The organism is Vibrio tritonius, from assembly GCF_001547935.1.
GTDB lineage: Bacteria > Pseudomonadota > Gammaproteobacteria > Enterobacterales > Vibrionaceae > Vibrio > Vibrio tritonius.
In genome coordinates this window covers 718,477-743,202 of record NZ_AP014636.1, presented here as the reverse complement: position 1 = coordinate 743,202, position 24,726 = coordinate 718,477, and the positions used below count along the sequence as shown (strand labels likewise).

Below are 24,726 nucleotides of genomic sequence, written 5' to 3'. Positions count from 1 at the left end.
ACGTGTTACACACCATTAACGTGTTCAACCCAGTCTCGCAAGGTGAATTTAGCCCCAACCGTTTCATTTGTTAAATTTTCCCTTTTTACCGTTTGGTGTTTTTCTATCCTTAGCTACACTTATGGGGTATGAGTTCATTTGCACTAATACAAAAATGGTCTTAGCGAAGGTCTAGTTGTCGATTTGCTTGCCCCTAAACAAAACACGGATGAATCATATCTAGTTTAACCACCCTTGGGCAGCGGAGAATGCTCTTGAGAATGGTTACCTCAGATTGGTAAAAACTAAGGTAAGTAGCCAAGAGGCGTCAGGATCACAATGAAAGCACTATTCAAATTATTTCCTTTATATCAATTAGTGGCGTTTATTTCAGGAGTGCCTATTCTTTTTTGCATCGGTTTGCTTTTGAGTCAAATATCGACATTGCATCGCTATGCCGTGATGGAGCAAAAAGACCTCGAAACAGTGCACATAATGTTGCTATACGATAACGTTGCACATAATTTAGCACTTGAGCGTGGTTTAACGGCAGGAGTTGTGGGGGCTAAGGGGCAAGGCCCGCAAGTTCAAGCGTTAAAAGAACAGCGCAAAATATCCGATGCCCAAATTCAAGCTCTTGTTAGCTATCAGCCGCAACACATTAATACTGGTATAGCGGAACAACTGCGCCAAGATGTCATCAGTGCTTTAACTCAACTGTCCAAGGTTCGTAGCCAAGTCGATAGTTTAAATATTACGTTGTCACCTTTTTCTTTTTACTCTAACGTCAATCAACTTGCGATAGACAATATTAATGCCCTACTGGCAAATATTTCCGATGTTGAAATATCCCCGGTAGGTAAAAGTCTTGTGTCCATTATTGAAATGAAAGAGCGAGCCGGACAAGTTCGAGGGGCACTTAACGGCGCATTTGCAAGAAAAACCTCGGATATAGGCCAATATGCGGCGATTGAAGGGTATATTTCTGCCGGAAATTACGCACAACGTTTGGCCAATATTTCAATGCCAGCCCAATTTAAAACCCAGTTCGACGACATCGTTACAAGTGGCACATGGAAAGAAGTCATTGAGATTCAAGAGGCTTATTTGGCACAAAAAGCCTCCCTCTCTGATCTTGCAGGTCCTAAACCTGGAGATTGGTTTGCTTTGGCTACCGACCGGATCAAATTAATTAATGGGCTGCGTAATCAACTGCAAAAAAGCATGTCCACCCTCGCGCTTAAACGTTCAAACGCTGCTCAAAATCATCAATACACCCTTATAGGTGTCGGTGGCGTGCTTACTTTACTGTTACTTATCATGTTAGTGAGCTCGATTATCGACTTGAAACAACGCGTCGGTATTTTGAATAGCAGTTTATCTTCAATGGCGAAGCAACGTAATTTGACACACACACTAGAGAGTGAGGGACGAGATGAAACCTCGCAAGTCGCCGCCAGCGTCAATATGTTAGTGCAAAACGTACGCAACTTGTTAGTTAGTGTCATCACTACCAACGATCATAGTAAAGATCGTCTCAACCAAATTGTCCAAAGTTCTGTCGATTTAGGTAAATCAAGTCAAAATACCTCTGGTAAATGTGCCAGCATCGCTGCAGCCATGACGGAGCTCTCGCAATCGAGCACCGAAATTGCTCACTCTTCGGAGCGCGCTCTCGAAGAAACCAAGGTGATGACAAACCAGATTGTGGCTTGTCAAAACCAAAGCCGCGATTCTTTTAAAGTGGTTGAAGGATTGGTTGAACAAATTGAACACACCCAATCCTGTATTTCGGAATTGGAAAAAGATGCCGAGAGTGTGGGTAAAATTGTCGAAACCATTAATTCTATCTCCGAGCAAACGAACCTGCTCGCTCTTAACGCCGCTATCGAAGCCGCACGCGCTGGAGAACATGGGCGTGGATTTGCGGTTGTGTCGACAGAAGTCCGCGATCTGGCCCAACGCAGTAAAGAGGCAACAGAGCACATTAGTGAGTTACTTGGTAACATTACAAATAACACCACCACCGCTGTGAACAACATGGCCAAAAGCCGCGATGCTACCGGGAAAACCTTTGAGTCGGTGTCTACCGTCAACGACAGTATTGCCGAGCTTGAGCACGTTATTGAACAGGTCAACTCCCACATTAATAGCATTGCCGATGCCACAACCGAGCAATCAAAAGCCAGTGAAGATGTAAACCAAGATATTGATACCCTTGCTCAAATTGCCGACCACACTGGAGAGCTGGCAACATCAATGAACACAGTGGTAACACAATATTCAACAGAAGTGGCACAAGTTGAAGGGCAATTGAAGGAATTTACGTTATAACTCGAATGAGCCATTATTGATAAATAATTAGCGTCCTGTTTTCAGGAAAATAACGAGAAAAAGGCACGTTAACACGTGCCTTTTTGGTGCTCCACAACACTGCGTTGGTAATTGCTTAACTAACGTTAAGCTTTACTCACGCTTAACGCGCCTTTCTTGACGTTTTGCTGGTCAGTTCAACCGCACGCAGTTGAGCCAACGCTTTGGTTAGCTCTACATGAGCTTGAGTAAAGTTCACATCGTCTCCCGATTGACGAATGTGTTCTTCAGCTGCTTTACGCGCAGCTTCTGCACGAGCTTTGTCAATTTCGCTACCGTGTAGCGCGGTATCTGCCAATACCGTCACACTATCAGGTTGTACTTCGACTAAACCACCAGAGATATAAAGAATCTCTTCTGGTTCGTTAAGATCGCCCGCAATACGAGCCACACCCGGTTTGATTTTACTGATCAATGGTGAGTGACCTGGGCGGATGCCCAGCTCACCGTCAGCACCGGCAATAGCTAACGCGTGCGCAGAACCAGAAAACAGCGTACGTTCAGCGCTTACCACGTTCAGTTGAAACGTATTTTGCGTTACACCTATAGCCATAATGCCTCCTGATAGTTGTTATAGCGTTTTCGCTTTTTCCAGAACGTCATCAATGGTACCGCAGTACAAGAATGCTTGTTCTGGGATGTCATCGTATTGACCATCTAGTAAAGCTTTAAACCCAGCAATGGTATCTTTTAGTGATACAAACTTACCAGATTGACCGGTAAACACTTCCGCTACGTGATAAGGCTGAGTAAGGAAACGTTCAATCTTACGTGCACGAGACACCAAACGTTTATCTTCTTCAGATAACTCATCCATACCTAAGATAGCAATGATGTCTTTTAGCTCTTTATAACGTTGCAGAGTCATCTGTACACGTTGAGCAACATCATAGTGCTCTTTACCGACAATTTGCGGGTCAAGTTGACGTGAAGTGGAATCCAATGGGTCAACCGCTGGGTACAAGCCAAGAGCCGCAATGTTACGAGACAATACGATGGTTGCATCCAAGTGAGCAAACGTGGTTGCTGGTGAAGGGTCGGTCAAGTCATCCGCTGGTACGTATACCGCTTGGATGGAAGTAATAGAACCTTGACGAGTTGAGGTAATACGTTCTTGTAGAACACCCATCTCTTCCGCCAGTGTTGGTTGGTAACCTACCGCTGATGGCATACGACCAAGTAATGCCGATACCTCTGTCCCTGCCAAGGTGTAACGATAGATGTTATCGACGAATAACAATACGTCACGACCTTCATCACGGAAACGTTCTGCGATAGTCAAACCAGTCAACGCAACGCGTAGACGGTTACCCGGTGGCTCGTTCATCTGACCGTAAACCATCGCTACTTTATCAAGTACGCCCGCTTCTTTCATTTCGTAGTAGAAGTCATTACCTTCACGGGTACGTTCACCCACACCAGTAAACACGGATAGACCGGAGTGCGCTTTGGCGATGTTGTTGATAAGTTCCATCATGTTAACGGTTTTACCAACACCTGCACCACCAAACAGACCGATTTTACCACCCTTAGCGAATGGACAAATCAAGTCGATCACTTTGATACCTGTTTCAAGTAACTCTGTGGTGTTTGATTGTTCTTCGTAGCTTGGTGCTTCGCGGTGAATGCCGTATTTTACTTCTTCGCCAATCGCACCACATTCATCGATAGGTTCACCGAGAACATTCATAATACGACCAAGAGTTTGCACACCTACTGGCACTTCAATTGGACCACCAGTGGTTTCACATTGGATACCACGCTTTAGACCATCAGATGTACCCATTGCGATACAACGAACGACACCGCCACCTAACTGTTGCTGTACTTCAAGCATCAACGATGAGTTTTCACCGCTGAGGACTTTCAGCGCATCGTACACGCGAGGACCTTGGTTCTGTTCGAACTCAACGTCGACAACCGCGCCAATGACTTTGACGATTTTGCCAATACTCATAATAAAAACCTCAAATTTCTCTCTAAACCGCAGCCGCGCCGGAAATGATTTCCGTCAACTCGTTCGTGATGGCAGATTGACGTGCTTTGTTGTACGCCAGTTGTAAGTCATCAATCAATTGACCTGCGTTATCGGTCGCTGATTGCATCGCCATCATTCGCGCCGCTTGCTCACAAGCGATGCCTTCTACTACCCCTTGATAAACCAAAGATTCCACGTAACGGTGAATCAAATGATTCAAAATATCGCGAGGATCTTGTTCGTAGATGTAGTCCCAACGAGCGTCTTGATTGCGTTTAATGTCCTCTTTAGGGAACGGCAGCATTTGCAATACACGTGGCTTTTGCACCATGGTGTTCACAAACTGGTTGAACACCAAGTAGAGACGGTCAATCTTACCCTCAGAGTAATGCTCCAGCATGGCATTCACCGTACCAAGCAAGTCTTCCAGTTTTGGCGTATCACCCAGACCAGAGGTTTGGGCAATCACGTTACTCATTGATTGGAAAAAGCTGATCGCTTTTGAGCCAATCAAAGTGGTATCGACTTCAACCCCTTTCTCTTGCCACTGCTGCATGTCGGTTAGAACGCTCTTAAACAAGTTCGCGTTCAAACCACCACATAAACCTCGGTCTGAGGAGATGATGATATACGCTACGCGCTTCACTTCTCGCTCTTCTAGGAATGGGTGGTTATATTCCAACGTCCCAGCGGAAACGTGACCAATCACCTTACGCATGTTCTTCGCGTATGGACGAGAAGACTCCATGTTTTCTTGTACTTTGCGCATTTTGCTTGCAGCAACCATTTGCATCGCACTGGTGATTTTTTGGGTACTCTGAACACTAGCAATCTTGGTGCGAATCTCTTTAGAATTTGCCATAACGGCCTCCTAGTTAATTACGCTTAACCGTTATTGCTGGGCAGTGAACGATTCCATCAAACTGAACAGCTGTTTCTCTTCTTCGTCACCGTAAGCACCTGTTTCATCGATGTGTTTCATGAAATCAGCGTGATTATTGTGCGCGTATGCCAATAGGTTTTCTTCGTACTGAGTAACATCGGCTAACGCAACATCGTTTAAGAAACCTTTCTCAGCAGAGAAGATCACCAGGGCCTGTTCAGCAACTGTCATTGGCGAGTACTGTTTCTGTTTCATCAGCTCAGTCACTTTTTCACCGTGGTCAAGTTGGCGACGAGTCGCTTCATCTAGGTCAGATGAGAACTGAGCAAACGCTGCCAATTCACGGTATTGAGCCAATGCAGTACGAATACCACCAGACAGTTTTTTCATGATCTTAGTTTGCGCCGCACCACCTACACGAGATACTGAGATACCTGGGTCAACCGCTGGACGTAGGCCTGAGTTGAACAGTTCAGTTTGTAGGAAGATTTGACCATCGGTGATCGAAATTACGTTGGTTGGTACGAACGCTGATACGTCACCCGCTTGAGTTTCAATGATTGGTAGCGCAGTTAATGAACCGGTTTTACCTTTCACTTCACCATTAGTCATGCGCTCTACGTATTCTGCGTTAACACGCGCTGCACGTTCTAGTAGACGAGAGTGCAAGTAGAATACGTCGCCAGGGAATGCTTCACGGCCTGGTGGACGTTTTAGTAGCAATGAAATTTGACGGTAAGCAACCGCTTGTTTTGACAAATCATCGTATACGATAAGCGCATCTTCACCGCGGTCACGGAAGTATTCCCCCATGGTACAGCCAGAGTAAGGCGCTAGGTATTGCAGTGCAGCCGCTTCAGAAGCCGATGCCACAACCACGATAGTGTTGGATAGCGCATCATGCTCTTCAAGTTTACGAACTACGTTAGCAATAGTTGACGCTTTTTGGCCAATCGCTACGTAAATACATTTAACGCCGAGCGATTTTTGGTTGATGATCGCATCGATCGCCATCGCAGTTTTACCCGTTTGACGGTCACCGATGATCAATTCACGTTGACCACGGCCGATTGGAATCATGGCATCAACCGATTTGTAACCCGTTTGAATAGGTTGGTCTACCGATTTACGTTCGATAACCCCAGGGGCAATCACTTCAACAGGTTTAAACTGTTTCGCATCAATTGAACCTTTACCATCAATTGGCTGACCTAGTGTATTCACCACACGACCTAGCAATTCAGTACCAACCGGTACTTCTAGGATACGGCCAGTCCCTTTCACTTTCATACCTTCAGAAAGGTCAGCGTATGGACCCATAACCACGGCGCCCACTGAGTGACGTTCAAGGTTAAGTGCCAACGCAAAGCGATTATCAGGGAGTTCGATCATTTCACCTTGCATCACGTCAGAAAGACCGTGAATTGTGATGATACCATCGCTCACAGAGACAATTGTCCCTTCGTTTTTTGCTTCAGTGACCAGATCAAAACTAGCGATACGCCCTTTGATCAGTTCACTGATTTCATTTGAATTTAATTGCATTTCTTTACCCCATTACGCATGTAGGTTGGTCGAGAGGCGGCCGATATTTGAGATGACACTGCCATCAATGACCATTTGATCAGCTTTAATCACCACACCACCTACTAGGGATGGATCAAGTTGTTGTTCCAGTACGATGGATTTGCCCAATTTGGCACTCAACGCTTGTGTGATTTGTACAACCTGCTCGTCATCAAGCAATTCAGATACACACACGGTTACCTGCATAGTTTTTTCAAGTTCCGCTTTTAACTCGCGAAATTGACTGCTCACTTCCACTAACGCACTCAAACGGCGGCTTTCTGCCATGATTTTCAGAAAGTTCTGGAAGTATTGGTCAAATAGCTCACCACCAGCATGAAGAAGAAGTGCGATTTCAGATTCTTCACTCCCTTCCCCATCTAACGATGCGACTGCTTGTTCAACTACAGGTTGCGCGAGAATCATGTCCAAGATGTCGAACATTTGCTGCCACTGTTCCAACGCATTGTTTTCTTTTGCGTAGTCATAGGCGGCTTTCGCATAAGGTTGAGCGATTTCTGTCAATTCAGACATACACTCCCCCTAAAGCTCTTTAATGAATCGATTAACCAAGTCACGATTCGCTTCGCTGTCAAGATTACGGCTGATCAGTTTGCTTGCACTTTCAATGACCATATCGGCCATTTCAGCTTGCAGCTCCTGACGCAGGCGGTTACGTTCAACTTCAATTTCCGCTCTGCCTTCCGCGATAATGCGGTCCTTCTCTTTGCTGGCCAGCTCAACCGCTTCTTCAATCATTTTCTCTTGACGCTGTTTGCCTTGAGCAACGATTGATTTGGCTTTATCACGAGCTTCTGCAACCAAGGTGGCGCCGTTAGCCTTTGCTAATTCAAGCTCTTTTGCAGCATCATCTGCATGTTCCAGACCTTTAGCGATTTCTGCGCGGCGTTCATCCAACAGTTTGACGAGTGGTGGCCATACGTATTTCATGCACAGCCACGCGAAAATCACGAAGGAAATCACTTGGCCAAGCATTGTTGCATTAATGTTCATAGCACCCTCACATCTATAACGTTATTAGTTTCGGTTAGTCTGAATTACGCTACTGCGAAGATGATGTACAAACCGATACCAACACCGATCATAGGAACCGCATCGACCAGACCCATCATCATGAAGAACTGAGTACGAAGCATTGGGGTCAAATCAGGTTGACGAGCTACACCTTCCAGATATTTACCTGCCAGGTTACCGATACCAGATGCAGCACCTGCTGCACCTAAACCAATCAGTAGTGCACCTGCTACATAAAGAACTGCGCTAACGATATCCATAACAACTCCTAGAATTGAATCAAATATTGAATAAGTAATTAAAAATAAATTTTATTAATGGCTTTCTTCGTTGGCCATAGCTAAATAAACAATGGTCAATACCATGAAAATAAAGGCCTGAAGTACAACAATTAATATATGAAACAGAGCCCATGGCACACTAAGTAACCATTGAATCCACCAAGGCATTAATGCAATTAGGATAAATATCATTTCACCTGCATACATATTGCCAAACAATCGCAAACCTAATGAAATTGGTTTGGATATTAACGTTATCAATTCCAATACAAAGTTAACTGGGTATAACACTGGTGAAGTAAATGGCTGAGTTGTTAATTCTTTGATAAACCCAGATAGCCCTTTACTTTTAAATGTATAACCTAGAACTAAGACAAATACACTCAATGCCATCGACATAGTAATATTTATATCTGCTGATGGTAGTGCACGGAAATGACCAATGCCCATTGCTTGTGTTAACTGAGGAATCAAATCAACTGGTAATAAGTCGATCGCATTCATCAATAAAACCCATACGAAAATCGTTAATGACAGTGGACCAATTAATCGGTCTTTAGACTGAAATATTTCGCTACAAAGGTTTTCAACAAACTCAAATATTAACTCAATTAGACATTGAAAACGGCTTGGTACTCCTTTCGTACTTTTACTAATTGCATAGCGAAACGAAAGTATGAATACGAGACCTAGTAACCAAACCATAAACATGGAGTCGATATTGATACCCCAAAATCCTTCCCCTTGGGTCAGGAATGTTAGGTGGTGCTCAATATACTCATGAGCGGTTTCCACTTTTGCCATCTATGCCTTCCCTTCGTTTTGGTCGGTAAACAGTGGGGTGATAAAATGCCCAAGCATTGCCACACTGAATGCAACTAAAACGACGATGTTACGCAGAGCTAGCAATCTAAAGGTCAATACAAACATAATGATGGTGTATATCATTTTAGTATTGCGGCTTAAATTCATTAAGTTCCTTAAGCTCTCCGAAGGTTTAGACCTCGATTTAATGGCCGCTAACCCCATTCCCAAAAAAGAAGGGAAAATAGCGATAAGCACTCCTGTAAACGCCGATGTTCCACTCAACTGCCCAGCAAATAGGAATGCCCCGATCACAAATAACACTCCCAAGGCAGCTTGAGCGAAAAGTATTCTTCGTCCAGCCAACATAATCGCTTTGCTGGTACTATTAGCTTCCATAAATCACCCATTAAGTTCATTTAGTAATCTGATAATTTTATTTCTGATAAATAAAATTCACAGAATTATCCAATTTACTCAATTAATATTCACCCTGATAAATAAACTTAACCAAAAAACATTTCTCCTGATAAACAAAATTCACAGAATAAATAATTTTTAGGAAATAATCCGTTATTCCCTTCCCGAAAAAATATACACCGATAAATTCCAAAAACATAAGCCCTAAAACATGAAAATTATCATTTCATTTTTGAAAGTCAATTTTGTTTGTTTTTTTCAATTTTGACGTATATTTTAAAAAGCAAGTTTGTAACAGCATTGCAGACCAGACTCAGTAATATGGTCAGCTCCATGTTAAAGGGTTGTTGGCGTAAATATAGCGCCTCAATAAAAGCAAATTATATTTTATTACCAGAATATCACTCTAAGCGCCTTTTTGCTTAGAGTGTTTTTTTTTGCCTAAATTTTATAAATAAAAATCCCCGCTGTATTTAGCAGCAGGGATGGTTAATATTAGGTTAATGTTGAAGATTATTTATTCTTTATCTAATACCATTCTTGCATTATATGCTTGAATAGGTCGGTTATTATTCCCCATCATTTTATTCCAGGTTACTTTCTGATCGCCTGATATCATTTTAGATTCTTTGAGCACAATCCAACGTACACCTTCACTACATGGTGGAGTGGTTAATGAACCGTTAAAGCGATAGTAGTTATCTGTGTTTGGCAGCAGTTTTGCAACAGGTAATGTTTCAGTGATAGAAACAGAATTCCCTTTGGTTGGGAGTGTTTTACCCAAGGTGGTTAATTGCGGGTTAACCTTACCTACTTCATACATTACAGCAATGACCGCTAGGTTCCCTTGTTCATCGGCATTCACAAAATGCGCTTCTAAAGGGTATTGACGACTTTTTATAAGATTTTCGGATGGCGTGTGGAAGTGAAACTGCTTGAGCGTGAATACTTTACCATCAATACGTACCGTATTGTTGCCAGAAACACTCGCCTGCAGCGTATGACCATTGTTTACTAAGCTGGTTACAACCCCCTGATAATCAACATCCACCCCTTTTAATTTGGCTTCTGTTGTGTGCTCGATATTGATTGGGCTCTGATTTTTACCCGTTTGGCAGGTTTGTGACACCTTACCCCAGTGTTGAGGGCCGGACTCACCTTCATAGCTCCATTCTGAAGCCATCGTTGCACTCGAAAACAGTGCACCCATTGCCACCACTATACTCAACTTCTTCATACGCAACCTCTAAGTAAATTTTATTAAAATGAGTAAGTTAATGACATTCTCCTGTCATCGATTGGCATCATATCCAATTTTTGCTGTCCAGTTGAACTACAAAATATGATGAAATGTAACAATGAAATGATTTCTCACCCTCAATACATTCATATTAACTATATGATTTAGATAACTAATTGATTATTCATGTGGATATTGAAAAGCTATATTTATTTACATTTAAGTTGATCTACTACAACTTCAGTGCGGTTATGGCACATAAAGAGTGACGACAGCCATTTAAAAACGTAAAATCCACCTCAGACCATCAAAAGATCAAAAACTTATGCAACAAGACTACCGTTACGACTGTTTAGCTCAAACCAGCAAAGAAGAACTGACCGAACTTGCTATGCGAATGTTACACCGTTTAGTTCCTGAACCGGTTGTACGCGAGATTTTCCACTTTGAAGAACAAGAAACCGCAACAGACGAACGGCAGCAAGAAGCGTACTTTGACGCAACTTTACGTTTACATGCTGTTGCATTAGGTGAAATCCCAGCGCAATTTTCCCAATCTCAAAATGCGGAACAAAACATTGAGCGTATGTGTCGTCTGATTCTGTGGCACTTTTATGCGATTGGGTTCCAACTTGATCGTGTTATACCTTTAGAAACCCATTGTGAAGAAGCTGAACAACGTGTTTCTACTCGCCCAAACGATGCCTTGGAATGGTCAACCGCATTAACTCAGCTGTTGTACCGCTATTCTGAAGTGAACCAAGCCCACGTTTACGGCTAGTGCGTAGTAACGAGTCGTTAATGGATTGGCGCTATGTTGTTCGCCTAAACAAAACGATTTAATACCCAACGAAAATGCCGAGCATTAGCTCGGCGTTATTTTGCTTGGTGAGTGTAATCAATAATCACTTGATTACCTTCTACATGGATATTTTGAATCTCCCCATCCACACTGATCCGACTTTGCAAATGCACGACAACATCACCACCCGCATACTGACGTTTTAGCGTAGGCAGTACATTGTAAGGCTCAACATGCAGTTGTTGACAAAACTTGCTGACAAATGACATCGTTAGCGGTGCACTACCTCTTAGCAATTGGGAGAACTCCATCTGGCTCACGCCTAAACGCTTAGTCATTTCCATTTGCGTGATTTGCATTTTTGCTTTTTGTGACATCCACACGTCATAAAGCGCAGTTCGGTCATTTTCATTCAGTTGCATTTTATCTCCCCTAGCCTTTTTCTAAGGCGAACAAAATGACAAAAAGCGATAAACCTAATGTCAGTGAGGAGTGAGATTCTCTCTAAGATTATTACAAGCGGCTGATTAGGTGAGCATAAGGTCAAAAAAGAAAAAGCCCCTTAAGGGGCTTTCAACTAACACTGAGCACAGAGAATAGCTAAAGCACTTTAGCCAGAAACTGTTGTAAACGAGGGTGAGGTGTACCATCAAACACAGATGTCGGCGTATCGTCCACCAAAAGCGCGCCTTCTTCCATAAAGAGGACTCGGTCCGCCACTTCACGAGCAAAGCCCATTTCATGGGTTACGATAACCATGGTCATCCCTTCGGCAGCAAGCCCTTTGATAACGTCCAGTACTTCACCGACCATTTCAGGGTCAAGGGCGGATGTCGGCTCATCGAACAACATTAAGTCTGGCTTCATTGCCAGTGCACGTGCAATGGCAACGCGCTGCTGTTGACCACCAGAAAGATGCGATGGGTAGTTATTCATCCGGTCCGACAAACCGACACGTTCAATAAGGTGTTTGGCGTCTTCTTCCACTTCCTCTTGTGGGCGTTTTGCCACTTTGAGCGGAGCCAGCATCACATTCTCTAATGCGGTCTTGTGCGGAAAAAGGTTAAAGCTTTGGAACACCATGCCTACGTTTTGACGCAGTTGGTTGATATCGGTCGATTTGGCGTACATATCCATACCATCGATATGAATGGTGCCAGAAGAGATCTCTTCCAATTGGTTTAATGTGCGTAAGAAGGTCGACTTTCCTGAACCAGATGGCCCAATGATCACCACAACTTCACCACGTTTGATGGTCGCTGAAACATCTTTTAGCGCATGGCAACCATTGGAATAGTATTTATCGACATTGGCTGCGACGACAATGTCATCACCTTTATATTGATTAGTCACTTGCTGACAACCTCTTCTCTAAACGTTGAATAGCCCAAGATAGGCTGCCTGTTACTACCAAATACAGAGCTGCAACGGTAAACCACACCTCAAATGGTGCAAAACTGCCACTGACCACTTCACGACCTGCTTTGGTTAAATCGGTAATCGAAATGACAGAGACCAATGATGAATCTTTGATCAAGTTGATAAACTGACCCGCAAGAGGTGGCAACGTTTTCTTCATCGCCTGCGGCAAAATAATGTAAATCATCGCCTGCGCATAGTTCATCCCTAACGAGCGCGCCGCTTCCATCTGCCCGGTTGGAATGGCTTGTATTCCTGCACGAATAATTTCAGCCACATATGCCCCGGTAAATACCGACAAGGCAACAACACCGGCGGTAAAACGATCAAAATCCAGTACTGTCCCGATAAAGAAATAGACAATAAAGATTTGCACTAGGAGTGGCGTACCACGAATTAACTCGACATAGGTTAATGATAAATCTCTAGCGGTGTGGTTCTTAGATATCCGCATTAACCCAAAGAGCAAACCAAGAAAAATAGCAAAGAAGAGGGAAATAAAAGAGATTTTGATGGTGACCCACAAACCAGTCGCTATCGGCCCAAATCGCCATTGGCTGACCTGTGCAACCGTATCACCTAAATAGATGGTATCGCCGTCACTCACCGTTAATCTTGAATAGTTTTGAATGACCTGTGGCGTATCTGACTGATCAAACTGGATAATCAGTTTGTTGTCTTTCAAAAAGGCAGTGCCATCACCCTCTGCTCGAATATCTTGCATATCGGTGTTGATCACATAGGGCCAAAGTCTGTCCCAATGCCAATTGTAATTGATGCTTTTACCTGCGCCATAAATGGCACCGATCATCATAATCATGATAAGGACATAAATTCCATGTCCAACCCAACGTGAGGATTTTGACTGCATCACTCTGTTCTCTTTCTTATTTTGGGTAAAATAGGGCAAGCTTGCTTGCCCTAATGATCGAAGCGAAGTTCTTACTGAACGTTTTTCAACCAACTGTCTGATTTAAACCATTTGTCATACAGACGGTCATAAGTGCCATCCCCTTGAATTTGGCGTAAATAGTTATTCAAGAAGTTAAGGAAATTAGGATCGTCTTGACGAACAGCCCAACCTAAAGGTTCATAAGTAAACGGCTTACTTAGGTGTTCAATTTGACCTTTGTGCTGTGCGGCATAGATGGCGTTATAAGGGAAGTCGTAGATGAAAGCGTCCGCTTTACCGTTAGTTACCTGTAGCACTGAGTCTACTTCTGTGTCGTAAAGGTCTAACTTCGCCTTAGGTAGGTATTTCTTAGTCGCTTCTGCGCCCGTAGTACCTAGTTTTGTTGCGATGGTGTATTTTGGATCATTTAAGTCTTTGTAGCTTTTAATTTTGCCTTCTAGCTTTTTCGATAGAATGATTGATTGACCAATCACGATATAAGGTTGGGCAAAATTCACCTTAAGGTTACGTTCTGGAGTGATGGTCATACCGGCCATGATGATGTCACATTTGCCTGTCTGCAAAGCTGGAATGATACCATCCCACGCCGTGTTAACTGGCTCATATTTCACACCGATGGAACGTGCCATGTGTTTTGCCAAATCGATATCAAAACCAATAAAACGACCGTCTTTTGATTTCATTTCGAAAGGCATATAACCTGCATCAAAACACACTTTTAGTTCACCCGCATTCAACACGCTTTCAAGAGTTGAAGTGGCAGCAGAAGCTTGAGTGGTACTTAATGCAGCACAAGCAAAAACCAGACTCGCTACAGTCGACTTAACAAACTTTTTCATATTATCCCTTATTTATTTTGTTTTGCATTTTATTGCTATCGTTCTTCCTATCACGAAACGCGATGGAATGACGTTTATCAAGTGATAAACGCCAGACACAGGCGCACTACAGATAATGCGCGAATTTATCATCGTTTTTCAACACTTTGTTTGCATTAGTGCTTTATTTCTAGCTCATCATATGCAAATAAACACACATATTAGCGTAATAAGTGTTCAAGTTCCTGCTGTAAATCTTCCGTAGCCTCTAAACCAATAGAAAGGCGAATCACCCCATCTCCAGCAAATGCTCGAAATGCGGCGCGTTTTTCTTCGGTGAAATGATAAGTGGACTGATCTAACTCGTCGGTTTTCATCGCTACAGCCAAGCTACGTTGATGTCCAATTGAGAACGCGTAGTAAAAAACGTGTGATTCATTAACAAAACGCTGTTGAATCAAATCTATGTCATCTACTTGGAATGCAATAATGCCGCCAAAAATTGCCATCTGTTGCTGTGCAAGTTCAAATTGGTGATGTGACGCAAGCCCAGGATACAAAACACGCTTTACTCGTGGATGATGTTCTAGCCATGTTGCGAGGGACAAAGCGCTACTGCACAGTGTTTTCATACGCGGGTAAAGTGTTTCCATTCCGCGCATAATTAGCCACGCACTTTGGGCAGAAAGTGTCGCACCTAGATAAACTCCGGCCCTTGCTCTCACTTGGTTTAAATGTGATTTACTCCCCAATATTGCACCGCCCAAAACGTCGCCATGACCGTTAATAAATTTGGTTAAAGAGTGGACGACAAAATCGGCACCTAATACCAGTGGTTTTGTGATCACCGGAGTTGAGAATGTGGCATCCACACTTAATAGTGTGCCATTCTTTTTAAGCTCGCTGGCGAGTGCTTTTATATCGGTAAGGGTTAATAATGGGTTGCTTGGCGTTTCAATATGCACCAATTTGGTGTTTTTTCGCACTTCGCTGAGCACTTGGGTTATGTCACTGGTATCGACTGCCGTTACATCTATCCCGTAATCGGGTAAAACTTGCGTGGCAAATTCATACACGCCCGCATAGCAAACATCACTAATGATGAGGTGGTCTCCCTGCTTGAGCAAAGAGAGAAAAAGCCCCGCAATGGCAGCCATGCCAGTCGCTGTAGTCAAGCACGCTTCTGCTCCTTCTAAATGAGCAAGGCGCTGCTCTAGTTGGTCAACCGTTGGATTGCTCCACCCTGCATACAGGTATGGCGCTTCTGATAAATCTTCTAACCCTTGCGCCGAAAACGCCCCTTGCTGTGGGTCGAAACAGTGATTAACCGACATCACCATCGAAGGTGATATCGCCTGTGTTCCCATTTCAGGGTCCACAAAAGCACGAACTGCCGCTGTTTCGGGCGTATAACGATTGGATTTCGCTGACATCTCTTGTCCTCAACAAAAAAGCTTAGTATGTTCAGCGTCTAGTGTGCGTTATGCCTTAGGATAAAACCCTGCAACCTACCGTCTGGCGTTGCCTATTTTGCGGCGTTTATTCCTTTGCGGTGCATAAAATTCAGCACTGCACCACTTTAACGCACAAATCACCAAGATAGTGCTCCATGAGTCGTTATATTGCGGCGGTATTTACACCTGTATTGATAAGAAAAAGGAACTTATGATCCCATTGGATGCGTTTGATCGCCATATACTTGAATTACTTCAGCAGCATTGCCGACTATCTAGTGAATCTATAGCAGAGCAAGTTGGTTTGTCGTCATCTGCGGTACAACGACGAATAAAGCGGTTACGCGATGAGAATATCATTGAGCAAGAAGTTACCATCGTCGCCCATGAAGCGAGCATACACCCGATGTCATTTCTCGCCAGCCTTGAAATCGAGCGAGATAACTACACGGTTTTAAAAGAATTAACTCGTTGGGCTAATGAGCAAACCTGTGTTCAGCAACTCTTTTATGTCACAGGCAATATTGACGTGATGTTGGTAGTTACCGCAAAAACAACCAAAGCGTACGATGGCTTTATCCAATCTTTGATGGACCAGTTCCCCCAAATAAAACGAGTGACAACCAATGTCGTCATAGACCAACCCATCAAAAGCCTAAGCATTCCAACACGGGAGTAGCATTAATATCAGTAAGCTCGATCTGGCCCCTGCTTCTTTAATCGAGTTCGCCGTGATTTTTTCATAATCCACTAATTTTCAACAATAAAATACAACCACCGGCTCGAGCGCATTGGTATCAACAAGCTCGATCTGGCCCCCTCCTTCTTTAGAGGGAGGGCTGGGGAGGGAGCCAGCGCGCGATTAACTTATTGTATTCACTGATTTTTTCTCATTTTACTTGTCAATTTTCAATATTTTCAGGCTTGTGCGCAAAACTACCCAGCCCTGTAAAAAAACACCGGTAAATGATTTGGTCAAGCTGGAGATAAACCAAAGCCATTTAGATAAATTTTTATTTAATTCAGTGAATTAGGAGAAAAACGCAGACTCCTGCGCATGATCCCCCCTCTAACTCCCCCCTTAAAACCAAGGGGGGAGGACCAGACCGAGCACGCCGTGAATTTGGGTGACCATCGTTAGTCCGCGAACCAGACCGAGTTCGTCGTGATTTTTGGTGGTAATCCATTAATTTTCATTAAATTCATTGGATTACGAGAAAAACGCAGGCTCCTGCGCATTATCCCCCCTCTAACTCCCCCCTTAAAACCAAGGGGGGAGGACCAGACCGAGCACGCTGCGATTTTGGGTGACCATCGTTAGTCCGAGAATAAGACCGACTTCACTGTGATTTTTGGTGGTAATCCATTAATTTGTTCAAAAAAACATTACCACGGGCTCAAGCGCATTAGTACCAACAAGCTCGATCTGGCCCCTGCTTCTTTAATCGAGTTCGCCGTGATTTTTTCATCACCCACTAATTCTCAGCAATAAAATATAACCATCGGCTCGAGCGCATTGGTACCAGCAAGCTCGATCTGGCCCCCTCCTTCTTTAGAGGGAGGGCTGGGGAGGGAGCTAGCGCGCGATTAACTCATTGTATTAAATGAATTTTTAGCATTTTAATCTGGCAATTTTCAATATTTTCAGGCTTGTGCGCAAAACTACCCAGCCCTGTAAAAAAACAGCGACAAATGATTTGGATAGGCTGGAGCCAGACCAAACCCATATAGATAAATTTGTAGTAAATTCATTTAGTTAGGAGGAAAACGCAGGCTCCTGCGCATGATCCCCCCTCTAACTCCCCCCTTAAAACCAAGGGGAGAGGACCAGACCGAGCACGCTGCGATTTTGGGTGACCATCGTTAGTCCGAGAATCAGACCGACTTCGCTGTGATTTTTGGTGGTAATCCATTAATTTGTTCAAAAACGCATCACCACGGGCTCAAGCGCATTGGTACCAACAAGCTCGATCTGGCCCCTGCTTCTTTAATCGAGTTCGCCGTGATTTTTTCATAATCCACTAATTTTCAACAATAAAATACAACCACCGGCTCGAGCGCATTGGTATCAACAAGCTCGATCTGGCCCCCTCCTTCTTTAGAGGGAGGGCTGGGGAGGGAGCCAGAGCGCGATTAACTCATTGTATTAAATGAATTTTTAGCATTTTAATCTGGCAATTTTCAATATTTTCAGGCTTGTGCGCAAAACTACCCAGCCCTGTAAAAAAACAGCGACAAATGATTTGGATAGGCTGGAGCCAGACCAAACCCATATAGATAAATTTGTAGTAAATTCATTTAGTTAGGAGAAAAACGCAGGCTCATGCGCATGATCCCCCCTCTAACTCCCCCCTTAAAACCAAGGGGGGAGGACCAGATCGAACACGCTGCGATTTTGGGTGACCATCGTTAGTCCGAGAATCAGACCGACTTCGCTGTGATTTTTGGTGGTAATCCATTAATTTGTTCAAAAACGCATCACCACGGGCTCAAGCGCATTGGTACCAACAAGCTCGATCTGGCCCCTGCTTCTTTAATCGAGTTCGCCGTGATTTTTTCATAATCCACTAATTTTCAACAATAAAATACAACCACCGGCTCGAGCGCATTGGTATCAACAAGCTCGATCTGGCCCCCTCCTTCTTTAGAGGGAGGGCTGGGGAGGGAGCCAGAGCGCGATTAACTCATTGTATTAAATGAATTTTTAGCATTTTAATCTGGCAATTTTCAATATTTTCAGGCTTGTGCGCAAAACTACCCAGCCCTGTAAAAAAACAGCGACAAATGATTTGGATAGGCTGGAGCCAGACCAAACCCATATAGATAAATTTGTAGTAAATTCATTTAGTTAGGAGAAAAACGCAGGCTCATGCGCATGATCCCCCCTCTAACTCCCCCCTTAAAACCAAGGGGGGAGGACCAGATCGAACACGCTGCGATTTTGGGTGACCATCATCAGCCCGTGAACCAGATCGAACACGCTGTGATTTTGAGTGACCATCATCAGCCCGTGGACCAGACCGATCACGCTGTGATTTTGAGTGACCATCGTCAGCCCGTGAACCAGACCGAGCACGCTGTGATTTTGAGTGACCATCGTCAGCCCGTAGACCAGATCGAGCACGCTGTGATTTTCGGCGATCACCCTCATGTCCGACAACCGGACCTCGTAGGCTTAGACATAAAAAAATCGGCCTCATTAGTATATGAGGCCGATTATTTATTTTTACGAAGTGAGGCTTATGCGCCTTGTTCAGCGTCTTTTTCTGGGCGATTTGCTGCCCAAGCATAGAGCAGTTCAAGTGCAATCGTGGCCCCTGCTAGTGCGGTCACTTCACTTTGATCGTAAGGTGGAGACACTTCAACTACATCCATACCAACGATATTGATGTCTTGCAGTTGACGAATGATTTTCAACACTTTATCCGATGTCATACCGCCACAGACTGGTGTACCCGTTCCCGGTGCAAAAGCCGGGTCGAGACAGTCAATATCAAAGGTGAAATAGACCGGACGCTCCCCGACTACCGCTTTGATCTGCGCCACAATCTCTTCAGCGGTCAAATCGTTCGCTTCCATCGCATTAATCACATTAAAACCATGATTTTCCGCTTTGTATTCAGTACGAATACCGATTTGAATCGAATGTTTTGCCGAAATCAAACCTTCTTTTGGCGCATGATAAAACATCGTGCCGTGGTCATACGCACTGCCACTAGGGTAAGTATCGGTATGAGCATCAAAATGCACCAATGCCATTTCACCAAAATGCTTCGCATGAGCACGCAAAATCGGTAACGTAATAAAGTGATCGCCACCTAAAGCCAATAGGGTTTTACCCGACTTTATGATTTCACCCGCAGCCGCTTCCAAGCGGTAAGTAAAATCTTCTGCGTCACCACAATCGAACACTAAGTCACCGCTGTCGATCACATCAATACGATCAAACAAACTGAAATCCCAAGGGAATTTTTTACTTTCCCAAGCAAGATTAACCGATGCTTTACGAATGGCATCGGGCCCCATGCGTGCACCGGGACGGCCTGAAGTGGCCATATCTAATGGCACACCCAGCACGACTACATCGGCTTCAACGTCAATCGGATCTCTCACGTAAGGACGACGCACAAAGGTCATTGCATTTGAATAAAGTGAATAATCAGTTTTCGTAAACAAATCATTCATTTAAAAATCCTCTAAATAAGTGTAGCCACAAAGACCCTGCTCAAGTTCTTGCAGAATCGCTTCACGCTCGCTTTCCTCAACACGCTGTTCTAACAGTTGTTGATAGTTGGCTCGAATCATATCGACGTCTATATGTACATAACGCATCATATCTTCGACGGTATCGCCTTGGTTGATAAACGTAATTTCTGGCTCACCTTGCTCTGTAATGTTGACGACCACACTGTGGGTATCACCAAACAGATTATGCATATCACCCAGAATTTCTTGATATGCGCCTACTAGGAAAAATCCCATTAGGTAAGGTTTATCTTGCTGCCACTGTGGAACAGGTAACGTACTCTCAATTCCCTGTCCCTCAACATAGTGCTCCACAATACCATCAGAATCGCAGGTGATGTCTAACATCACGGCGCGGCGATCTTCTAACTGATCTAAACCAGAAATCGGTAACACTGGGAACACTTGGTCAATCCCCCAAGCATCCGGTAACGACTGGAATAAAGAGAAGTTAACAAAGAACTTATCCGCCAAGCGTTCTTGCAGCTCATCCAAAATTGGACGGTGGAAGCGATTTTTATTGTTCATGCGCCGACTAAGCTCATGATAAATACGCTGTGCTAGACGTTCAGCCCAAGCACGCTGTTCCAGATTGAGCACACCAGTAGCAAATTGACTGTGTACTTCAGCTAAATCCGCTTGTGTATCGTTGTATATTTCAATCAAAGCACGGGCATCAGAACCTTCGTGCAAGTTTTCCCAACTGCGCCACATATTTTGCAGCAACAAAGATTCTTCATTGTCCAATTCGGACACTGGCTCTGGAGAATACGCTTCTGCACCAATGACGTTTGTGATCAAAACCGCATGATGAGCGGTGATAGAACGTCCCGACTCAGAAATAATGGTTGGCATCGGCTGATCGTATAGTTTACACACATCACCAACCGTACTAACGACATTACGGGCATATTCAAACAAACCGTAATTCATTGAGTTAGAAGATTGACTACGCGTACCATCGTAGTCAACGGCCAAACCACCACCCACATCGAAATAAGCTATCGACGCACCAAGGGCACGTAATTCACAGTAGAAACGTGCTGATTCATTCACACCATTACGTACATCGCGAATATTGGCCATTTGCGATCCCAAATGGAAATGAACCAATTGCAACGTTTCAAGTTGATCTTCTTTTTTCAAGCGTTCAATAACGTTAAGCACTTGAGATGCCGACAAACCAAACTTAGATTTATCACCACCACTGGATTGCCATTTACCAGCGCCTTGTGAAGCGAGACGAATACGCAAACCTAGACGCGGCTTTACACCAAGACTTTTCGCTTCGCTAAGCACAATATCAAGCTCAGACATTTTTTCTAAAACGATAAAGACTTTGTGCCCTAGCTTTTCTCCAATCAAAGCAAGACGAATGTACTCTCGGTCTTTGTAACCATTACATACGATCACTGAGCTCGCCTGTTGTGCCATCGCAAGTACAGCTAATAGCTCAGGTTTACTACCCGCTTCTAAGCCTAATTGCTTGTGCTCTAGACGAGCTTGGCTTGCGAGGATCTCATCCACCACTTCTTTTTGTTGGTTTACTTTAATTGGGTAAACCAATAAATAACGATTGGGATAATCATAATCCTTTATCGCTTGATTAAATGCTTCACAAATACCGTGCACGCGTTGGTGCAGAATTTGTGGAAAACGAACCAACACCGGTACGTTCAAGCCTTGGTCTTGAAGCTGTTCGACAATGCGACTTAAAGGTGTACCTTGTTGTTGATCTTGTCTTGCCGACACGACCATTTCGCCATTATCATCAATTGCAAAGAAACCCTGGCTCCAATATTGAACATTGTAGTCAGCACGAACACGGTCTAATTTGGATTCTTTTTCCACACTTATCTCTCACTAAAACGATGGATATAAGGCACGCCATTTGAGCGAATGAAGCACCCTGCAGGTCAACTGCCATGTGCTTTATGGAGAAAAACAACTAACGTGTCTAATGATAAAAATTAATCGTTAAGACAATAATAGTTTGTTATGAATAATTGCACATATATTCCTTGATAATTAGTCAGTTTTCTCTGGATCACCTTGCAGCCAAGCCTCAAATTTTTTGTTGCCATACAAGGATTCCAAATCATCCTCTTCTGCTGCTGCTTCCTTAAGGGATGGGCTTGTTTCAACCGCACGTTGCAAATCTTCAATCGCCTGCTCTTCGGCCCCTAAACGGGCATACGCACATGCACGTTGATAGAGTGCTGGCCCATTATTTTCATCCAGCTCAAGTACGCGATTACATAGGCTCATCGCCCAGTGATACTCTTTTATTGCCATAACTGCATCGGCTTTATAAGTCAGCGCTTCAAGGTCTCCCGGTCTAATTTTTAGAATTTCGTCATACACTTCAATACGCTGATCCGCAGTTTGCATACTTTGTGCTCTCAGCCACAAGTTATGTATCTCATTAATGATTTCAATTTCACGGTTGTTGTCAGAAATAATGCGCGTTTTACGTTTCAAATCTCGTTCAAGTGCCAAAAATTTCTTTTCATACTCTTGTGCAATTTTATTCAAACGCTTATCGGCCATTTCCGTTGTATTGACTTTCACTTCGCGTAAGGAATGCCAACCAATCAGGGCAATTAACGATGCAACGCCAGCGATGATATAGAAAAAGTACGTCACCGTAACATTGGCATAGTTCATTGATTTATCGGCCACAGCCAATTCTCTATCTGTAATCTGCACCGTGAGTCGGCGTTCGAGATCTTGCTGATCTTGGCGAAGTGATTTGAGTTCATCTAGGATATATCGCTCCATCAAAGGTCGGTCGAGCATATCCGTTTGCGAATACGTAGGGGTTTGATTATCGGGCTCTTTTTTCTCATCAGCATTAGCACTTACCACAGAAAACAAAGCAGCGGTTGCCAATAGTAAGGGAAGCACACGTCCTATCACAGGAACTCCTCGATTGTTAGTTTCTAATTAAACGATTTGTTGATGACGACCTACTCTTTTCATTTCGCACATGACGAAACTTTTTTCAACCTTCACTCATGTAAAGTAAAACAGATGTTACAACGCACATCTACCCAACAGGGTTGTAAATAAAGCTAGGATATCGTATTAATATATTTAGAACTCTAACATATTGTTTGATGATTTTGTTATAAAAAGTCAAAACATCCATTAAATACCACGAGGTAAATCATTCTATATCAACAAAAATACATTTGAACTCTAATAATTTATTTGGTTAATAACAGAATTCATATTTTAATAAAATGTGAAATAACCTCACTAAAGGAGAAGAAGTACCTCAGTTTTCAACTATCGAAATTGAGTAGGTGAAAAATGAATTTGAATTTAAAACAATGTCTCAGGAGGACACAATGTCATTGATACGGAAAATCACACTCACAGCCACTATGGGTCTTGGTGCGATAAGCACTTGTGTAATAGCAGCGCCTCTACCTGGCGAAGGGATCACCGTACAACCACTGCAATCCACCACACCCGAAGAAACCTTTCAAACTCTCATCGTAAACAAAGCGATGCAAGCGCTCGGCTACAATGTGCTGCCAACAAAAGAAGTAGATTATAACGTTGCCTACACCTCTATTGCGGCAGGCGATGCGACTTACATGGCGGTTAACTGGGCCCCATTGCATAACGACAAGTATCAAAAAGCCGGCGGCGATAAACGTTTTTATCGCAAAGGCGACTTAGTTACTGGCGCGGCGCAAGGTTATTTGATTGATAAGAAAACCGCGGACAAGTACCACATCACCAATATCGAGCAATTAAGAGACCCCAAACTAGCTCAGCTCTTTGATACTGATGGGGATGGCAAAGCCAATTTAACTGGCTGCAATCCTGGGTGGGGATGTGAATCGGTTATCGAGCACCAACTTGACGCCTACCACCTACGTGACACTGTCACACATGACCAAGGTAAGTATTCCGCCATCATCGCCAACACGATTTCTCTCTACAAAAAAGGCAAACCTATCCTGTATTACACTTGGACACCGTATTGGGTAAGTGGCGTTCTCGTACCAGGAAAAGATGTCGTTTGGTTAGAAGTGCCTTTTTCGTCCCTGCCAGGCTCACGTAAAAACACTGACACAACATTACCGAATGGTAAAAACTTTGGCTTTCAGATGAACTCGGAGAAAATTGCAGCGAATAAAGAGTTCGCCGAAAACAACCCTGCCGCCGCTAAGTTATTCTCAATCATGAAAATCGATATTAATGACATCAGTGCAGAAAACCAAATGATGGCACAAGGCCGTGGTTCAGCTCGTGATATTGAAGCACACGCTGATGCTTGGATTAAGACCCATCAAAAACAATTTGATCAATGGATAGCGATTGCCAAACAAGCCGCTAAACATTCTTCTTAACCTTCTCAAATAGGTTGTATTTTAATCACACCCAGAGCGAAATCTCTGGGTGTTTTTTCACCTCCCTCACGCCAATAAATTCAACTCAAAACATTTCACAACAAACTATTATAAAAATTTAATAACGAGATAAATACCAATAAAAACAT

The 24,726-nt window shown here is 43.6% G+C and carries 23 protein-coding genes; 4 read left to right on the top strand and 19 right to left on the bottom strand.

The genetic code is table 11. The features are described from left to right. Positions 1-318: 318 nt before the first annotated feature. Positions 319-2,313: a methyl-accepting chemotaxis protein gene (locus tag JCM16456_RS18550; RefSeq protein WP_068717301.1), complete on the top strand. Its 1,995-nt coding sequence runs from the start codon at positions 319-321 to the stop codon at positions 2,311-2,313. Positions 2,314-2,455: 142 nt separating this feature from the next. Here JCM16456_RS18550 and JCM16456_RS18545 read toward each other — a convergent pair whose 3' ends face one another. The 10 genes from JCM16456_RS18545 to JCM16456_RS18500 all read right to left on the bottom strand — a co-directional run bounded on the left by JCM16456_RS18545 (position 2,456) and on the right by JCM16456_RS18500 (position 10,556). Next, complete coding sequence (locus JCM16456_RS18545; protein WP_068717299.1) at positions 2,456-2,905, bottom strand: F0F1 ATP synthase subunit epsilon; 450 nt, start codon at positions 2,903-2,905, stop codon at positions 2,456-2,458. A gap of 18 nt (positions 2,906-2,923) precedes the next feature. Beyond that, the gene (gene atpD, locus JCM16456_RS18540; protein ID WP_068717297.1) at positions 2,924-4,309 is read right to left on the bottom strand and encodes a F0F1 ATP synthase subunit beta; all 1,386 of its coding nucleotides are present in this window, start codon (positions 4,307-4,309) and stop codon (positions 2,924-2,926) included. 22 nt (positions 4,310-4,331) lie between these two features. Beyond that, positions 4,332-5,192, bottom strand: coding sequence for a F0F1 ATP synthase subunit gamma (gene atpG / locus JCM16456_RS18535; protein WP_068717295.1), 861 nt, complete (start codon positions 5,190-5,192; stop codon positions 4,332-4,334). Between the two features lie 30 nt (positions 5,193-5,222). Then, positions 5,223-6,758: a F0F1 ATP synthase subunit alpha gene (gene atpA / locus JCM16456_RS18530; protein WP_068717293.1), complete on the bottom strand. Its 1,536-nt coding sequence runs from the start codon at positions 6,756-6,758 to the stop codon at positions 5,223-5,225. A gap of 12 nt (positions 6,759-6,770) precedes the next feature. Then, the gene (locus tag JCM16456_RS18525) at positions 6,771-7,313 is read right to left on the bottom strand and encodes a F0F1 ATP synthase subunit delta (RefSeq protein WP_068717291.1); all 543 of its coding nucleotides are present in this window, start codon (positions 7,311-7,313) and stop codon (positions 6,771-6,773) included. 9 nt (positions 7,314-7,322) lie between these two features. Next, the gene (locus tag JCM16456_RS18520) at positions 7,323-7,793 is read right to left on the bottom strand and encodes a F0F1 ATP synthase subunit B (RefSeq protein ID WP_068717289.1); all 471 of its coding nucleotides are present in this window, start codon (positions 7,791-7,793) and stop codon (positions 7,323-7,325) included. Positions 7,794-7,837: 44 nt separating this feature from the next. Continuing rightward, positions 7,838-8,074, bottom strand: coding sequence for a F0F1 ATP synthase subunit C (atpE, locus tag JCM16456_RS18515; protein WP_068717287.1), 237 nt, complete (start codon positions 8,072-8,074; stop codon positions 7,838-7,840). A gap of 54 nt (positions 8,075-8,128) precedes the next feature. Beyond that, on the bottom strand, positions 8,129-8,899 hold the full coding sequence (atpB, locus tag JCM16456_RS18510; protein ID WP_068717285.1) for a F0F1 ATP synthase subunit A: 771 nt from the start codon (positions 8,897-8,899) through the stop codon (positions 8,129-8,131). Then, on the bottom strand, positions 8,900-9,298 hold the full coding sequence (locus tag JCM16456_RS18505) for an ATP synthase subunit I (RefSeq protein ID WP_068717283.1): 399 nt from the start codon (positions 9,296-9,298) through the stop codon (positions 8,900-8,902). Between the two features lie 538 nt (positions 9,299-9,836). Continuing rightward, positions 9,837-10,556 carry a carbonic anhydrase gene (locus JCM16456_RS18500; protein WP_068717280.1) on the bottom strand — a complete coding sequence of 240 codons (720 nt, stop codon included), beginning with the start codon at positions 10,554-10,556 and terminating at the stop codon, positions 9,837-9,839. Positions 10,557-10,884: 328 nt separating this feature from the next. Between JCM16456_RS18500 and JCM16456_RS18495 the strand changes: the two genes are divergently transcribed. Continuing rightward, positions 10,885-11,340 carry an exoribonuclease R gene (locus JCM16456_RS18495; protein ID WP_068717278.1) on the top strand — a complete coding sequence of 152 codons (456 nt, stop codon included), beginning with the start codon at positions 10,885-10,887 and terminating at the stop codon, positions 11,338-11,340. Between the two features lie 95 nt (positions 11,341-11,435). On the opposite strand, the gene JCM16456_RS18490 is transcribed toward JCM16456_RS18495, so the two are convergent. The 5 genes from JCM16456_RS18490 to JCM16456_RS18470 form a co-directional block, all read right to left on the bottom strand. Beyond that, on the bottom strand, positions 11,436-11,783 hold the full coding sequence (locus tag JCM16456_RS18490; protein WP_068717276.1) for a helix-turn-helix domain-containing protein: 348 nt from the start codon (positions 11,781-11,783) through the stop codon (positions 11,436-11,438). A gap of 178 nt (positions 11,784-11,961) precedes the next feature. Further along, on the bottom strand, positions 11,962-12,687 hold the full coding sequence (locus tag JCM16456_RS18485; RefSeq protein WP_068719039.1) for an amino acid ABC transporter ATP-binding protein: 726 nt from the start codon (positions 12,685-12,687) through the stop codon (positions 11,962-11,964). Positions 12,688-12,706: 19 nt separating this feature from the next. Further along, positions 12,707-13,651 (bottom strand): amino acid ABC transporter permease, encoded by a 945-nt coding sequence (locus JCM16456_RS18480; protein ID WP_068717274.1) that lies wholly within the window; start codon positions 13,649-13,651, stop codon positions 12,707-12,709. A 71-nt stretch (positions 13,652-13,722) separates the two neighbouring features. Continuing rightward, entirely contained in the window at positions 13,723-14,532 is an 810-nt protein-coding gene (locus JCM16456_RS18475) for a transporter substrate-binding domain-containing protein (protein WP_068717272.1), read from the bottom strand. A 200-nt stretch (positions 14,533-14,732) separates the two neighbouring features. Beyond that, positions 14,733-15,944 (bottom strand): trans-sulfuration enzyme family protein, encoded by a 1,212-nt coding sequence (locus JCM16456_RS18470; protein WP_068717270.1) that lies wholly within the window; start codon positions 15,942-15,944, stop codon positions 14,733-14,735. 232 nt (positions 15,945-16,176) lie between these two features. Between JCM16456_RS18470 and JCM16456_RS18465 the strand changes: the two genes are divergently transcribed. Beyond that, the gene (locus JCM16456_RS18465) at positions 16,177-16,644 is read left to right on the top strand and encodes an Lrp/AsnC family transcriptional regulator (RefSeq protein ID WP_068717268.1); all 468 of its coding nucleotides are present in this window, start codon (positions 16,177-16,179) and stop codon (positions 16,642-16,644) included. A gap of 2,220 nt (positions 16,645-18,864) precedes the next feature. On the opposite strand, the gene JCM16456_RS18460 is transcribed toward JCM16456_RS18465, so the two are convergent. The 4 genes from JCM16456_RS18460 to JCM16456_RS18445 form a co-directional block, all read right to left on the bottom strand. Further along, positions 18,865-19,110: a hypothetical protein gene (locus JCM16456_RS18460; RefSeq protein WP_068717267.1), complete on the bottom strand. Its 246-nt coding sequence runs from the start codon at positions 19,108-19,110 to the stop codon at positions 18,865-18,867. A gap of 95 nt (positions 19,111-19,205) precedes the next feature. Continuing rightward, the gene (gene speB / locus JCM16456_RS18455) at positions 19,206-20,150 is read right to left on the bottom strand and encodes an agmatinase (RefSeq protein ID WP_068717265.1); all 945 of its coding nucleotides are present in this window, start codon (positions 20,148-20,150) and stop codon (positions 19,206-19,208) included. Further along, positions 20,151-22,061 carry an arginine decarboxylase gene (speA, locus tag JCM16456_RS18450; protein WP_068717263.1) on the bottom strand — a complete coding sequence of 637 codons (1,911 nt, stop codon included), beginning with the start codon at positions 22,059-22,061 and terminating at the stop codon, positions 20,151-20,153. Positions 22,062-22,238: 177 nt separating this feature from the next. Continuing rightward, entirely contained in the window at positions 22,239-23,129 is an 891-nt protein-coding gene (locus JCM16456_RS18445; RefSeq protein WP_404819204.1) for a tetratricopeptide repeat protein, read from the bottom strand. Between the two features lie 434 nt (positions 23,130-23,563). On the opposite strand from JCM16456_RS18445, the gene proX reads away from it, so the two are divergent. Then, on the top strand, positions 23,564-24,577 hold the full coding sequence (proX, locus tag JCM16456_RS18440; protein WP_068717261.1) for a glycine betaine/L-proline ABC transporter substrate-binding protein ProX: 1,014 nt from the start codon (positions 23,564-23,566) through the stop codon (positions 24,575-24,577). The last annotated feature ends 149 nt before the right edge of the window (positions 24,578-24,726 follow it).